Origin of the sequence: Hyphomicrobium sp. MC8b (genome assembly GCF_905067615.1) — a bacterium.
Lineage (GTDB): Bacteria > Pseudomonadota > Alphaproteobacteria > Rhizobiales > Hyphomicrobiaceae > Hyphomicrobium_B.
Genome location: NZ_LR898465.1, coordinates 1,046,183 through 1,059,666 on the forward strand (window position 1 = coordinate 1,046,183; position 13,484 = coordinate 1,059,666).

At 59.7% G+C, this 13,484-nt stretch carries 13 protein-coding genes; 10 read left to right on the forward strand and 3 right to left on the reverse strand.

Translation table 11 applies throughout. The features are described from left to right. Positions 1 to 111: 111 nt before the first annotated feature. From thiS to ACLB1Z_RS05095, 7 genes are all read left to right on the forward strand, one after another. On the forward strand, positions 112 to 330 hold the full coding sequence (gene thiS, locus ACLB1Z_RS05065) for a sulfur carrier protein ThiS (protein ID WP_409562332.1): 219 nt from the start codon (positions 112 to 114) through the stop codon (positions 328 to 330). Between the two features lie 33 nt (positions 331 to 363). Beyond that, positions 364 to 1,179 (forward strand): thiazole synthase, encoded by an 816-nt coding sequence (locus ACLB1Z_RS05070; RefSeq protein WP_409562333.1) that lies wholly within the window; start codon positions 364 to 366, stop codon positions 1,177 to 1,179. A 28-nt stretch (positions 1,180 to 1,207) separates the two neighbouring features. Continuing rightward, positions 1,208 to 1,810: a thiamine phosphate synthase gene (locus tag ACLB1Z_RS05075; RefSeq protein ID WP_409562334.1), complete on the forward strand. Its 603-nt coding sequence runs from the start codon at positions 1,208 to 1,210 to the stop codon at positions 1,808 to 1,810. Between the two features lie 120 nt (positions 1,811 to 1,930). Beyond that, positions 1,931 to 2,983 (forward strand): CHAD domain-containing protein, encoded by a 1,053-nt coding sequence (locus ACLB1Z_RS05080; RefSeq protein WP_409562335.1) that lies wholly within the window; start codon positions 1,931 to 1,933, stop codon positions 2,981 to 2,983. Positions 2,984 to 3,024: 41 nt separating this feature from the next. Further along, positions 3,025 to 4,086, forward strand: coding sequence for a ferrochelatase (hemH, locus tag ACLB1Z_RS05085; protein WP_409562336.1), 1,062 nt, complete (start codon positions 3,025 to 3,027; stop codon positions 4,084 to 4,086). Between the two features lie 176 nt (positions 4,087 to 4,262). Beyond that, positions 4,263 to 5,243: an SPFH domain-containing protein gene (locus ACLB1Z_RS05090; RefSeq protein ID WP_409562337.1), complete on the forward strand. Its 981-nt coding sequence runs from the start codon at positions 4,263 to 4,265 to the stop codon at positions 5,241 to 5,243. A gap of 36 nt (positions 5,244 to 5,279) precedes the next feature. Further along, entirely contained in the window at positions 5,280 to 5,732 is a 453-nt protein-coding gene (locus ACLB1Z_RS05095; RefSeq protein ID WP_409562338.1) for an NfeD family protein, read from the forward strand. 13 nt (positions 5,733 to 5,745) lie between these two features. Here ACLB1Z_RS05095 and ACLB1Z_RS05100 read toward each other — a convergent pair whose 3' ends face one another. Both ACLB1Z_RS05100 and galU read right to left on the reverse strand, forming a co-directional pair. Beyond that, positions 5,746 to 6,777, reverse strand: a complete 1,032-nt coding sequence (locus ACLB1Z_RS05100; protein WP_409562339.1) for an SIS domain-containing protein — start codon at positions 6,775 to 6,777, stop codon at positions 5,746 to 5,748. A 301-nt stretch (positions 6,778 to 7,078) separates the two neighbouring features. Then, positions 7,079 to 7,975 (reverse strand): UTP--glucose-1-phosphate uridylyltransferase GalU, encoded by an 897-nt coding sequence (galU, locus tag ACLB1Z_RS05105; protein WP_013946383.1) that lies wholly within the window; start codon positions 7,973 to 7,975, stop codon positions 7,079 to 7,081. Positions 7,976 to 8,178: 203 nt separating this feature from the next. Here galU and galE point away from each other — a divergent pair, with 203 nt between their 5' ends. The 3 genes from galE (at position 8,179) to ACLB1Z_RS05120 (ending at position 11,972) form a co-directional block, all read left to right on the forward strand. Next, positions 8,179 to 9,180, forward strand: a complete 1,002-nt coding sequence (gene galE, locus ACLB1Z_RS05110) for a UDP-glucose 4-epimerase GalE (RefSeq protein WP_409562340.1) — start codon at positions 8,179 to 8,181, stop codon at positions 9,178 to 9,180. An 83-nt stretch (positions 9,181 to 9,263) separates the two neighbouring features. Beyond that, positions 9,264 to 10,523: a lytic murein transglycosylase gene (locus ACLB1Z_RS05115; protein WP_409562341.1), complete on the forward strand. Its 1,260-nt coding sequence runs from the start codon at positions 9,264 to 9,266 to the stop codon at positions 10,521 to 10,523. A 99-nt stretch (positions 10,524 to 10,622) separates the two neighbouring features. After that, the gene (locus ACLB1Z_RS05120) at positions 10,623 to 11,972 is read left to right on the forward strand and encodes a DUF459 domain-containing protein (RefSeq protein WP_409562342.1); all 1,350 of its coding nucleotides are present in this window, start codon (positions 10,623 to 10,625) and stop codon (positions 11,970 to 11,972) included. Between the two features lie 47 nt (positions 11,973 to 12,019). Here ACLB1Z_RS05120 and ACLB1Z_RS05125 read toward each other — a convergent pair whose 3' ends face one another. After that, complete coding sequence (locus ACLB1Z_RS05125) at positions 12,020 to 13,459, reverse strand: glutamate synthase subunit beta (protein ID WP_024275402.1); 1,440 nt, start codon at positions 13,457 to 13,459, stop codon at positions 12,020 to 12,022. Positions 13,460 to 13,484 lie beyond the last annotated feature (25 nt).

The window sequence follows — 13,484 nt, forward strand, 5'->3', positions numbered from 1 at the left end:
TGGCGGGGCCTTTTTGATCGATTTTGACGATATGAGGTAAAAAATCGGCATGCGCTCTGGTAAACGATGTTGAAATTCCCATGTCCGGCGATCAGGTCAGAAGATAGGGCGATGGTACAACACGAGGCCAGGATCGAACTGGTCGTCAACGGCCGAAAAACCGAAAGCGTGGCCCGTACGCTTGAAGCTCTGATCGAAGAGCAGGGGCTTGCCGGTGCCAAGGTCGCGACCGCGCTTAATGGTCAGTTCGTGCCCGAGGCACGGCGTGCTACGACGGCGCTCGACGGCGGCGATCGGGTTGAGATCGTTTCCGCGCGCCAAGGTGGTTAGATCTGGGCGGCTAGATGAGGCCTTTGGGTCGATATGAACATTCGTGACGACAAGCTGCACACGGCGCAGAGCTTTTTGATCTACGGCGAGACGGTTGCATCGCGGCTTTTGCTCGGAACGGCGGGTTATCCGTCTCCGGCAATCCTGAAAGGGGCGGTTACGGCTTCGGCTGCAAGCGTCGTGACGGTGTCGCTGCGTCGTGAGGCAGCCGGTGGCAAGCTTGGCGAGAGGTTTCTCGAAATCATTCGTGATCTCGGTGTGCGCGTGCTGCCGAACACGGCCGGGTGCCGGACGGCGGGCGAGGCGATTACGACCGCGCAAATGGCGCGCGAGCTGTTCGATACGACTTGGATCAAGCTCGAAGTGATCGCAAACGATGACACGTTGCAGCCCGACGTCTTCGGGTTGGTGGAGGCCGCCGGCGTGTTGGCGCGCGACGGCTTCAAGGTGCTTCCTTATACGACGGAAGATCTGTCGGTTGCTGAGCGTCTGCAGCGTGCTGGATGCGAGGTCATCATGCCGTGGGGCGCGCCGATTGGCAGCGGACGCGGTTTGGCCAACGCTCCGGCGCTAAAGAGTTTGCGGGCTTATTTCCCTGACGTTACGCTCGTCGTCGATGCGGGCATCGGCGCGCCGTCCCATGCGGCGTTGGCGATGGAGCTAGGCTACGACGCGGTGCTGCTCAATACGGCAGTCGCCAAGGCTGCCGATCCGGTGCGCATGGCGGCCGCTTTCGCAGCTGCGATTCAGGCGGGACGACTAGGATACGAAGCTGGTCTCATTCCGGCGCGTGATATGGCCGTGCCCTCAACGCCCGTCGCAGGCACGCCGTTTTTCGATCTCGATTGAGTAGCGGCGGTATCAGAGTTTTCTGCAGATGATCCTCGATCGCTTTTATCCCATCGTGCCGGATGTCGGCTGGCTTGAGCGCATCGTGCCTCTCGGCGTGACGTTCGTGCAGCTTCGGATCAAGGACGCGTCCGCCGCGGATGTTGCGGCGCAAGCCAAACGCGCCAATGCGTTTTGCAAGGAGCATGGCTGTACGCTGGTGCTCAACGACTATTGGGAAGCAGCGCTGGACGCGGGCGTCGGTTTTATCCATTTGGGACAGGACGATCTGCGCGACGCTGACCTCGAAGCCATCAAGCTCGCGGGGATCAAGCTCGGGATCTCGACGCACGATATTGTCGAACTCGATAACGCGCTGGCGGCCGAACCTGATTATGTGGCGCTCGGGCCGATCTACGAAACGAAGCTGAAGGCGATGCCTTGGGCTCCGCAAGGTCTTGATAAAATTAAGGAATGGCGGCGCAGGATCGGCGCATTGCCACTCGTTGCAATCGGCGGTTTGACGCCTGAGCGTGCGGCCGGAGTATTAGAAGCGGGCGCTGATAGCCTCGCCGTGATTACTGATTTCTTTACGGCCGCCCGCCCCGATGAGCGGATCGAACTCTGGTTGCGACAGTTGCAAACTCGATAGACGGACGAATTTCGTGTTAACCAGGACCTTGTCAGCGCACTCGTTTATGACAGTTTTGTGTGGTTCGAATTTACGCTAACGATTTCCCGTCCTCGCCCGAGTTCAGAGCCGTTTCTGCGTATGCCGTATCGCTTCAAAACCCATGAGCCTGTTGAAAAAGGCTTTCGCCGGATTGCGCGTGAGCAGTTGGACGCCGCCTTGGCTGAACTCGCAGGGGCGGATGTCGGAGCTAAAAACGTCCACGAGTGCCGTAAGTCGCTGAAGCGGCTGCGCTCGCTGGTGCGGTTATCCGCCGGCGCCATCGGCGGCGATAAGGCTCGGCAGCGGAATAAGGCGCTGGGTGAGATTGCCAGACTGCTGTCAGCGCGCCGCGACCGTACCGTGATGCTGGAGACAATCGGCAAACTTTCGAATGATGTTGCGAATGCTGCAGCGTCGCTTGCGCCGCTGAAGTTGGCGCTGACGGCCGAGACGCCAGACGAGCCGGAAACGCTTGAGCCCGATATTGCGCGCAGGGCGCAGCATCTGTTGGAGCGTGAAGCCGCAAAGTTTGCGAAGATGCCCTTCAGCAAGCGTGGCTTTGCAGCGCTCTCCGGGGGGCTTGCGGAAAGCTATCGCAAAGGGCGGAAGGCATCGAAGTATGCCTACGAAGAACCGACCGACGAGAATTTTCATGATCTGCGCAAGGCGGTGCAATGGCATTGGCGGCAGATGTCGCTTTTGTCGAAGGCGTGGCCCGATGAATTTGCCGTCAGGGCGCACGCGGCACGCGAACTCTCGCAGTTTCTCGGCGACGATCATGATCTGGCGGTACTGATTGCAGCGGCGGCCAAGTCTCCAGCGATGACCGATGAGCAGAAAAATGCTGCAGTAACGCTCTGTCGGCAGCAGCAGCAACTCTTGCGCGCCACAGCGGAATATCGCGTCAAGCGCCTCTTTGCCGAGAAGTCCGACGCTTTCGTTGGCCGCGTGGCATCCTATTGGCGCTGCAGCCGTTCTATCGATCCGCAGCTTGAAGTCCAGCGTCCTTCGGGCCAAGTAGGTGTCCAGGACGAAGCTGCGCCGGTTGCGGCGGAAGTCCGGGATCTGGCACCGGAATTACGGCCTGCTCCGGCGAAGCCGAGAGTGGCCGCGAAAGACGAAAGACGTACCCCGTCGAAGCGCCGGGCCTGATCCTGTAGGATCGCAATAAACGCCGGCGTTGGGAGAGCGCGATGAACGAAGTTCCGAAACAAGGCAATTTCGCTAGCGAGCCGGTCGCGTTGCCGCGAGAGCATCCACCCGTCGCGCTCGGCCGCATCGGCGTTCTGCTGCTCAACCTCGGTACGCCGGATGGCACCAGCTATTGGCCGATGCGCCGTTACCTCAAGGAGTTTCTATCCGACGACCGCGTGATTGAGGAACCCAAGTGGAAATGGTGGCCGATCCTCAATCTTATCATCTTGACGACGCGCCCGTCGCGCAAAGGTCGCGACTACGCGACGATCTGGAATAACGAAAAGAACGAAGGTCCGCTGAAGACGATCACTCGCAATCAGGCCGAGCGGTTGGCGCAGCGGCTCGGCAACGATCCGCGTGTCATCGTCGATTGGGCGATGCGCTACGCAAATCCGTCGACAGAAAGCCGGATCAAGGCGCTGAAGGACCAGGGCTGCGATCGTATTCTGCTGGTCCCGCTTTATCCGCAGTATTCTGCGGCGACGACGGCAACGGCGAATGATCAGGCATTCAGGGCCTTGATGAAGATGCGTTGGCAGCCGGCGATCCGGACGTCGCCGAGCTATCACGATCATCCGGCTTATATCGAGGCTCTGGCGACGTCGATGCGCGCGGCGCTTTCGAAGCTCGATTTCGAGCCCGAGAAAATCATCGCGACATTTCACGGTATGCCGGAGAAGTATTTCGCGGCTGGCGATCCGTATCATTGCCAATGCCAGAAAACGTCGCGGCTTTTGCGCGAGAAATTGGGAATTCCGGAAAGCCGGTGGTTGACGACATTCCAATCGCGTTTCGGTACCGATCCCTGGCTGCAGCCCTATACCGACAAGACCGTCGAAGCATTGGCGAAATCGGGTGTGAAAAAGATCGCACTCGTCGCGCCGGGTTTTTCTGCCGATTGTCTCGAAACGCTTGAGGAACTTGATCGCGAGAACCGGCATATCTTCGAGTCGAACGGCGGAGAAAAATTCGCCTATTTGCCGGCTCTCAATGATAGTCCCGAAGGGGTGGACGTTATTGAAGCGGTCGTTCGACGCGAGCTGGCGGGATGGCTTTAGACACTGGAAAGTGGCCAATACTTCTTATTGGCCACTAATTCTTGTTCAATTTCCTGCTTTTTACTGCCATATATCGATATATTACCCAATATTTACCGAATGTTTGTTTCCGAGACTTAAACCTGACGCGCGAATTTCCCATTTTCATTTCGATTCGCTCGTGAGGGGAGGACGGCATGTCCGATTTCGGCGGTTTCGGTTTTTTCGGCTTTATTCTTTTGGCGGCTGCGATCTGGGGGCTTTGGTCGACTGTCAAAATCGTTCCTCAGGGTTCGAACTTCACAGTCGAGAACCTTGGCCGTTACACGCGGACGCTGGTTCCGGGAATGCATATTCTGATCCCCATTCTCGAAAAGGTGACACACAGGCTGAACATGAAAGAACAGGTGATGGATATTCCGAGTCAGGATGTCATCACCCGCGACAACGCGATGGTGACGGTTGATGGCGTCGCCTTCTATCAGATCCTGAATGCGGCCAAGGCGGCCTATGAGGTCGATAATCTCCAACATTCCATCGTCAACCTGACGATGACGAACATCCGTACAGTGATGGGTTCGATGGATCTCGACGAACTGTTGTCGAACCGCGATCAGATCAATCACCGGCTGTTGCAAGTCGTGGACGCCGCCACCGAGACGTGGGGTGTGAAGGTGACGCGCATCGAGATCAAGGACATCGCGCCGCCGCGGGATCTCGTCGACAGCATGGCCCGGCAGATGAAGGCCGAGCGCGAGAAGCGCGCGCAGATCCTTGAATCGGAAGGTCTTCGCCAGGCTGCCATTCTAAAAGCCGAAGGCGAAAAGCAAGCCGTCGTTCTGGAAGCGGAGGGCCGCCGTGAGGCTGCCTATCGCGATGCCGAAGCGCGCGAACGGTCGGCGGAAGCCGAAGCCAAGGCCACGAAAATGGTCTCCGACGCCATTGCGGGCGGAAACGTCCAGGCGATCAACTACTTCGTCGCAAACAATTATATGAAGGCGCTCGAAGCCTTGGCGAAGTCCCCGAACCAGAAAATCATTATGATGCCGCTGGAAGCGTCGTCGGTCATCGGATCGCTCGGCGGTATCGCGCAGATTGCGGGAGAAGCGTTCGGCGGCGATGCTCCGAAGTCGTCGCCGCCTCGTACGCCGCGCTCCGGCTCGGTACCGACGACATAAGGCCAGGGCTTACTCGCAGAGGGAGCGATGGCGTCAATGGAAAGTCTTTCGTCACTGATCGGACAATTCGGGGCTTGGCTCTGGTTCGCGCTGGCCGTCGTTCTGTTCATTATGGAATCGATCGTTCCCGGCGTGCACTTCGTATGGTTCGGATTGTCGGCCTCAATCGTCGGCGTTATCGGCCTGACGACGCCGCTCGCCTGGGAGTGGCAGCTTATTGCGTTCGCGCTGATCGCCATGGCGGCAGTGTTCTGGGTTCGGCACAAGAGCCGTGAAGAGTCGGCGCATCCTGACGTTGCCGATCTCAACATTCGCGGCGCGCAGTATATCGGCCGTATCGTGACGATTGAGGATGCGATCGTCAACGGACGCGGGAAGGTCCGGGTCGGCGACACCGTCTGGGTGGCGAAAGGCCAGGACGGCCCTAAGGGCGCCAATGTCAAAGTCACGGGCGCTGACGGTACCGTGCTCGTCGTTTCACGGGTCTGATGCGCCGCGGTTCCTAGGCGACGCCGACGCGAAGCAGATCGTGGACATGGACGATGCCGACGGGCTTTTGCTTGTCGACGACGAAGAGCGCCGTGATCCGCGAGGAATTGATGAGTTCCAGTGCGGCCGATGCCAGCAACGTCGGTGCAATGGTTTTGGGCTTGGCGGTCATGACATCGTTGACGCTGGCCAGAAGCAAGTCCGGCCCCATATGGCGACGCAAATCGCCATCGGTGATAACGCCGATGAGCTTGCCGTCGGCGTCGGTGACACCGACGCAGCCGAAGCTTTTCGCCGTTATCGCAACAAGCGCATCCGCCATCGAAGCGCCACTCTCGATCAGCGGCATCCGCTCATTCTGGTGCATGACGTCGGAAACGTATTTGAGGTTGGCGCCGAGAGAGCCGCCAGGATGGAAGATCTTGAAATCGTGGGCGGTGAAGCCGCGCGCATCGAGAAGCGCGATGGCAAGGCTGTCGCCGAGCGCGAGCTGAATGGTCGTCGATGTCGTCGGCGCAAGGCCGTGCGGGCAGGCTTCCTTCACACGTGGCAGTTGCAGAACGACATCCGCCTGTTTGCCGAGAGCAGAGTTTGCCTGCGATGTGACGGCGATGAGCGGTACCGCGAAGCGCCGCGAATAAGTGATGATCGGTTTCAGTTCGACCGTTTCGCCCGACCAGGAAAATGCGACGATGATGTCGGACTTCGTGATCATGCCGAGATCGCCGTGGGAGGCTTCGCTCGGATGAACGAAGAATGCAGGCGTACCGGTCGATGCGAAAGTCGCGGCAATCTTCTGGGCGACGTGGCCGCTCTTGCCGATGCCCGTCACGATGACGCGGCCGTCGACGCCCTTCAGCCGGCCGACGGCTTCGTCGAAAGCGGCGGAGAGGGGGCCAGCGATATCGTGCGCGACCTGGGCGAGCCCTTCGGCCGCGAGATTGAGTGTACGAAGGGCGGACGAAATCGGTGTCGCCTCGCCGGAGACAACGTCTGCTTCCTGTCGCTCAATTTCAGGTAACTGGAATGGAATGACCCGTTGCATGCGCTCTATGTCCCCCGTTCGCCTGCCGCGTCTGCCTGAACATAAAGGACCGGCGGCTTGGCGTTAACACTTTTCGCGTTCTAGGGCTGTCCATGCAAGTCCAGCGGCGCCGCAGCCACGCATTAACCAAGTGTTTTCAGGGGAGGACGCGCCGCCGCGGGGGCTCAGCGAAGCTTTGCACTGTTGATGGCGGCCCATTGCGCCACCCTCTTCGTCTGTGGCGGCGCAATGGTAGCGAAGGTCGGGCGTTCTCTGATTCGCGTCGGGAATTGCCCGGGAGGACACCCGGCAGACCGATCGCTCAGACGTTTGTGCCGATGAGACGCTTGAGCTCGCGGCGGAAGTCCTTTTCGAGGTCATCGCGTTCGAGAGCGATGGCGACATTGGCGGTGAGGAAGCCAAGCTTGGAGCCGCAGTCGTAGATATCGCCGTCGAAACGCACGGCATGGAACGGTTGTCCGGCGCCGTTCATCATAGCGATCATGGAGTCCGTCAGCTGAATTTCGCCACCGGCGCCGCGCTCTTGCTTGGCGAGGAGATCGAATACTTCAGGCTGCAGGACGTAGCGGCCGGTAATGTGCAAATTGGACGGTGCCGTACCGGGCTTGGGCTTCTCGACCATTTCCGTGATTGCGGAGACTTTGGCCTTCACATCCTTGACGCCGACGATACCGTACTGGTGCGTCTGATCTTCGGGGACTGGCGCGACCGCAATCAGATTGCCGCCGGTTTGCGAATAGGCGTCGATCATGTCGGCGAGGCAGGACGTGCGTCCATGGTGAAGCATGTCGGGCAGAAGCAACGCGAACGGTTCATTGCCAACAAGCTCGCGGGCGCACCAAACGGCATGGCCTAGCCCGAGCGGCGCCTGCTGACGCGTGAAGCTCGTCTGACCCGCTTGCGGCAGGTCGCGTTCGAGGGCCTCAAGCTCCTTTTTCTTACCGCGCGTTGCGAGCGTCGCTTCAAGCTCGAACTGTTTATCGAAATGGTCCTCGATGACGCCTTTGTTCCGTCCAGTGACGAATATGAAATGCTCGATGCCGGCGGCGCGCGCCTCATCGACGACGTGCTGCAGCACAGGACGGTCGACGACCGTCAGCATTTCCTTTGGCACGGCCTTGGTTGCAGGCAGAAACCGGGTGCCGAGACCGGCAACAGGAAATACGGCTTTGCGAATTGGTTTCTTGATCGCGTTCATCATATGCTCCAAGTGCGCCGGCTCGCGCTCCAGGTTCAATTGTTTACGATTTTGGATTTAAAGCGTGCCCGAAAGACGAAGTTGTCGCGCAGAATTATGAATGAGTTATTTGCACAAAGCAGCGGTCTCCATTAGGTCTGAGCCGGTCTTCGAGCGGAATCGACAGTTATCGTGGGTATAGACATCAGGAGTTCATTGCAACTATGAGCGTGCTCGTCACGGGGGGCGCCGGCTACATCGGCAGCCACATGGTTCTGGAGCTTCTGGACGCGGGCGAAGATGTTGTCGTCATCGATAATCTGTCCACGGGATTTCGTTGGGCTGTCGATCGCCGGGCGGCGCTGGTGGTCGGAGATATTGCAGATAACGATCTCGTCAGGGAAACGATCCGTTCGCATAACGTAAATGCTATTATTCATTTCGCGGGATCTGTCGTTGTTCCGGATTCGGTTGCTGATCCGCTCGGCTACTATCTCAACAATACGGTGAAATCACGGGGGCTGATTGCGGCTGCCGTCGAATCCGGCGTGAAGCATTTCATCTTTTCTTCCACCGCCGCCGTATACGGCAATCCGGAGGATAATCCCGTCTCGGAGACAGCGCCACCGGCCCCGATGTCGCCTTATGGCTCATCGAAGCTGATGACCGAAATCATGCTGTCGGATTCTTCGCGCGCCTACGATTTCCAGTTTATCGCCTTGCGTTATTTCAATGTCGCCGGAGCCGATCCGAAGGGCCGGTCGGGGCAATCGACGCCGCGCGCCACGCATCTGATCAAGGTCGCGTGCGAGACGGCGCTTGGGAAGCGTCCGCATATGGAGATTTTCGGCATCGATTATCCGACGCCCGACGGCACGTGCATTCGCGATTACATCCATGTGAGTGATTTGGCGAATGCGCATTCGGTGGCGCTTGAGCATTTGCGCCGGGGCGGGGCGTCGGACATCTTCAATTGCGGTTATTCGAAGGGGTATTCCGTCATTGAAGTTATCGCCGCGGTGAAGCGCGTATCGGGCGTCGATTTCAAAGTTCTACTGTCGCCGCGGCGCGCGGGCGATCCGGCGGCGATCGTTGCGGCTTCGGCCAAAATCCGCGATCAGCTCGGTTGGCAGCCTCAGCACGACAACCTTGAACAAATCGTGGCGCAGGCGCTGAATTGGGAACGCCGCGTCGATGAGCTGAAGGCTGGCGCACTGGCGAGCTGAGCCGCAAAAATGCCCTTAACATCGGGCACGCGCATAAGAGCGGCGCGTGTCGAGCCGCCACGTTCAAAGAAGGCAGCGCTGCAATGCTCTTGAAGAACATGTATTTTAGGGCGAGCGCCGCGGCTGTGCTCACATCGGCGCTGCTGGCGCTGACATCGGTCGCCGCCAGTGCCAAGCCAACTCAGGATTTTTCAAGTTTCATCGCGAGCCTATGGCCGCAGGCGAAGGCGGCAGGCGTTAGCCGCAAAACGTTCGATACGGCGTTTGCGGGCGTGAAGCCGGATTACAGCATTCCCGATCTGGACATTCCGGGGCGGCCGAAGATCGACAACGCTGGACAGGCCGAGTTCACCAAGACGGCGGCCGATTATTTGTCGAAGCCTTATCTTGAGAAGCTCGGTGTTCAGGGAAAAAAGTTTCTCGCCGAGCATCGGGCGGCGCTCGAGCGGATCGAAAAGCTGACGGGCGTTGACCGCTATACGCTCGTTGCGATCTGGGGACGTGAAACGGCCTATGGCAGTTATCATCCGTCGAAGGATGCCATCCAGATGCTGGCGACGCTCGCCTATGTCGGCAAGCGCAAGGAACGCTTTCACGATGAGCTGATCGCGGCGCTCGTCATGCTGCAGAAGGGGATTCCGCGTTCAGACATGAAGTCGTCGTGGGCCGGCGCCGTCGGGCTGACGCAGGCGATGCCGACCGAATATCTCAAATTTGCAATCGACGGCGATGGCGACGGCAAGATCGATATCTGGCGCTCCGTTGCGGATGCGCTGGCGTTCACGGCAATGCAGCTCAAAGGAAAGGGCTGGGTCCCTGGCGCGCGCTGGGGGTACGAGGTCATCGCGCCTCAGCATGCCGATTGCTCGCTGGAAGGCCCGCCCGATACGCGCCCGATTGCCGATTGGGTGAAGATGGGCTTCAAGAAAGCCAGCGGGCGGCCGTTCACGAAGACGGAACTGGCTTCAGACGCCTATCTGATGATGCCGGCGGGCGCCTACGGTCCTGCATTTCTGGCGGCGCAGAACTTCCGCGTCATTCGGCTCTACAACACGTCCGACCTCTATGCGCTGTTTGTTGGCAACCTCGGCGACCGCATCCGTGGCGGCGGCGATTTCGTCACGCCGTGGGCGTCGTTCGCGCAGCCGAGGACCCATACCGTGGCCGGCATTCAGGCGCGGCTGCAGCAACTCGGCTATCCGATGGACAAGATCGACGGCAAGATCGGGTCCAACACGCGCAAGCAGATCGGCCTCTACGAGAAGGCTAACGGCCTCTCCATCGATTGCTGGCCGTCGGAACGGGTGCTGGCGCATGCGGAGTCCCAGGCTGCCAAGCGCTGACGGAAAGGGTGCGGCGGGCGTTGGAGCGGAGGTCGCGACGCTGTATGCTGATCGCCGGATTCGTCGGCATCGAAACCCACGAAAGGCACATAACACGGCATGAAGTCCTTGCTTCGGCATTTCCGCTTTCTGGGCGCGGCCATTGCCGTCGTGGTTGCGGTTTTGCTTGCGCCATTGGCTTGGACGACCAATGCTTGGGCTGCCGACGATGATCAGGTCGGAACGTTTCTCACGCCCTTTCCGGACAACGACGTCTATCAGGTGAGCGTTTTCGGTGACGATTTTGCGCCTGGGCTATTGAGCGGCCTGCAAGTGGCGTTCAATTCCGATGTGCGTTTAAACATCCAGAAGCAGGTGACGCCGCTCGCCGCTATCGCGTCGCGCAACTTCGACGCCAAAGTCGCGGCGCTGGAAAAAGCGGTGGCGGGCCAGCCGTTCAACATCGCCATCGTCATGACCGGACAGGACGATCGCATTTCGATCCGGACTGACGACGGCAAGCGCCTGCCGATCGGCAGCGAAGCTTGGCTCATTGAATATACGCGGCGGATCGACCGGCTTATGCGCGTTTTCAAGACGCGCAGCGCGGCTGTCTATTGGGTCGGACTGCCCAATTTCGCGCGCTCGGACGCCAATGATCTTGCACAGCGCATCAACGATGTGATCCGCGAACGGGCTTATCTCAATGGCTTTAAGTACATCGACGCATATCAAGGGTTCACCGACGATAACGGCGGATATTCTGCATATGGCCCGGATCTCGAGGGCGCAATCCGATTGCTTCGTCTCCGGGATGGCGTGAACTTCACCGTCGCAGGCAATCGCAAGCTGGCGCATTTCGTCGAGAAGGAGCTGCGGCCGGATCTCATTCAGGCGAAGCAGAACCGAAACATTCCGCTGCTCGGGTCGGATGCGGAGCAGGCGAAGATCAATCCAGGCAATGCCGTGAAAACACCGGCGCCGTCGTCGCCCGTAGCTGCCAACAATGACGCAAGTGCGAAGACGCCGATTGTTCGCGCGCATGGCGTGACCGGCACTCCGGCGTCCGCGACTGCAGACGCCTCGGGCGATCAGCAAGAGGACGACGGCAAAATCATTTTGAAGATCGTTAGCGGTAATGGCCGGGCCGAGACGCAGACAATCCCGATTGTTCGTCCGGCGATCCCGGCATCGGTCGTGGCCTTGATGGCGCGGCGTGAGGCGTCTGGCCAGCGTGGAGATTTGCTGGTCGATCAAATCGCGGGCGGCCTGACGCTGATGAGTTCGATCTCGCCGTCCGGCAATCGGGATCGTGGGCGGTTGTCGCCGACGCAAGCGCCCTACTTCCGGCTCCTCGTGAAGGGCGAACGGCTGCAGCCGAAGCCGGGGCGCGCCGACGATCTGACGTGGCCGCCAAAACCCGATACGACCAGCGAGGCGAAACCCGCGATGCAGCAGCCGCGCGGGTAACGCTTGTTTTCGTTGGTGGAGGAGGCTGACGCGTTGTTTATCTCGCGTCAGCGCGGCAGGACGGTCGAGCCCATCAGGAACTTGTCGATCGCGTGCGCAGCCTGGCGGCCTTCGCGGATCGCCCAGACAACGAGCGACTGCCCGCGACGGATGTCACCGGCGCAGAACAGTTTCGGCGAAGTGCTGAGCTTGTAGTCGCGGTCCGTCGCGTCGAGCCCCTTGAAGCGGCCGCGTGGCACAACGGGAAGTCCGAATTCCTTGACGATGTCGGATTCGACGGGACCCGAGAAGCCCATCGCGAACAGCACGAGATCAGCGTCGAGCGCACCCTCGGTGCCCTTGATCGGCTGCAAGTTGGCATTGACGCGCGTGTAGTTCAGCTTCTTCACCTTGCCGTCTTCGCCGGTGAAGCCCGTGGTCGAGATCGAATATTCGGTCTTGGCGCCTTCGGCTTGCGACGTCGAGATGCGCAGCTTCAGCGGCCAGTGCGGCCAGGAGAGTGCCTTGTTTTCCTTCTCCGGCGGCATCGGCATGATTTCGAGCTGCGTCACGCTCAGCGCGCCTTGGCGGAACGAGGTGCCGATGCAGTCGGAACCCGTATCGCCGCCGCCAATCACGATGACGTGCTTCCCCGCCGCCGAAATCTCTTTCGTTTTCGGCTTCTGCGGTTCACCGGCGTTGCGACGGTTCTGCTGCGGCAGAAAATCCATCGCGTAGTGTAGGCCGTCGAGATTGCGGCCCGGCGACTTGGCGAAGAAGTCAAACGGCTGCTCGGAGCCGATGGCGATCAGCACGGCGTCGTGCTTCGATTCCAGATACTTCGCCGAAAGATCCTGGCCGACATGGATGCCGCAATGGAAAGTCACGCCTTCGGCTTCCATCTGCTTGACGCGGCGGGCGATGACACCCTTCTCCATCTTGAAGTCGGGAATGCCGTAAACGAGCAAGCCGCCGGGACGAGCGTTCTTCTCGTAGACATGGACCTCATGGCCGGCACGCGCGAGCTGTTGCGCGGCGGCGAGGCCTGCGGGGCCGGAGCCGATGACCGCAACCTTCTTGCCCGTCTTCTTCTCGGGCGGCAGCGGCTGCACCCAGCCTTCTTCCCACGCGCGATCCGCGATCGAGCATTCGATGGTTTTGATCGTGACCGGAGTGTCGTCAATGTTCAACGTACATGACGCTTCGCACGGCGCTGGGCAGATGCGGCCCGTCACTTCCGGGAAGTTGTTCGTCGAGTGCAGGTTGTCGGCGGCTTCTTTCCAGTCGCCGCGATAGGCGAGGTCGTTCCAGTCGGGGATCTGATTGTTGACCGGGCAGCCGTTGTGGCAATAGGGAATGCCGCAATCCATGCACCGCGCAGCCTGCTTTTTTATTTCAGGCTCCGACAGCGGAACGACGAATTCCTTATAGTGCTTCAGGCGCTCTTCGACCGGGCGATACTTACGGTCGGCGCGCTCGATTTCCAGAAAACCAGTCGGCTTGCCCATTCTCGTGTTTCTTCTTTCGTCTTGT

Excerpts from the sequence above, each read along its gene's own strand:
- ACLB1Z_RS05115 (WP_409562341.1), top strand. The coding sequence starts at position 9,264 with ATGCTCTTGAAGAACATGTATTTTAGGGCGAGCGCCGCGGCTGTGCTC.
- ACLB1Z_RS05075 (WP_409562334.1), top strand. The coding sequence starts at position 1,208 with ATGATCCTCGATCGCTTTTATCCCATCGTGCCGGATGTCGGCTGGCTT.
- galU (WP_013946383.1), bottom strand. The coding sequence starts at position 7,975 with ATGAACGCGATCAAGAAACCAATTCGCAAAGCCGTATTTCCTGTTGCC.
- galE (WP_409562340.1), top strand. The coding sequence starts at position 8,179 with ATGAGCGTGCTCGTCACGGGGGGCGCCGGCTACATCGGCAGCCACATG.
- ACLB1Z_RS05070 (WP_409562333.1), top strand. The coding sequence starts at position 364 with ATGAACATTCGTGACGACAAGCTGCACACGGCGCAGAGCTTTTTGATC.
- ACLB1Z_RS05120 (WP_409562342.1), top strand. The coding sequence starts at position 10,623 with ATGAAGTCCTTGCTTCGGCATTTCCGCTTTCTGGGCGCGGCCATTGCC.
- ACLB1Z_RS05080 (WP_409562335.1), top strand. The coding sequence starts at position 1,931 with ATGCCGTATCGCTTCAAAACCCATGAGCCTGTTGAAAAAGGCTTTCGC.
- thiS (WP_409562332.1), top strand. The coding sequence starts at position 112 with ATGGTACAACACGAGGCCAGGATCGAACTGGTCGTCAACGGCCGAAAA.
- ACLB1Z_RS05125 (WP_024275402.1), bottom strand. The coding sequence starts at position 13,459 with ATGGGCAAGCCGACTGGTTTTCTGGAAATCGAGCGCGCCGACCGTAAG.
- ACLB1Z_RS05095 (WP_409562338.1), top strand. The coding sequence starts at position 5,280 with ATGGAAAGTCTTTCGTCACTGATCGGACAATTCGGGGCTTGGCTCTGG.
- ACLB1Z_RS05100 (WP_409562339.1), bottom strand. The coding sequence starts at position 6,777 with ATGCAACGGGTCATTCCATTCCAGTTACCTGAAATTGAGCGACAGGAA.
- hemH (WP_409562336.1), top strand. The coding sequence starts at position 3,025 with ATGAACGAAGTTCCGAAACAAGGCAATTTCGCTAGCGAGCCGGTCGCG.
- ACLB1Z_RS05090 (WP_409562337.1), top strand. The coding sequence starts at position 4,263 with ATGTCCGATTTCGGCGGTTTCGGTTTTTTCGGCTTTATTCTTTTGGCG.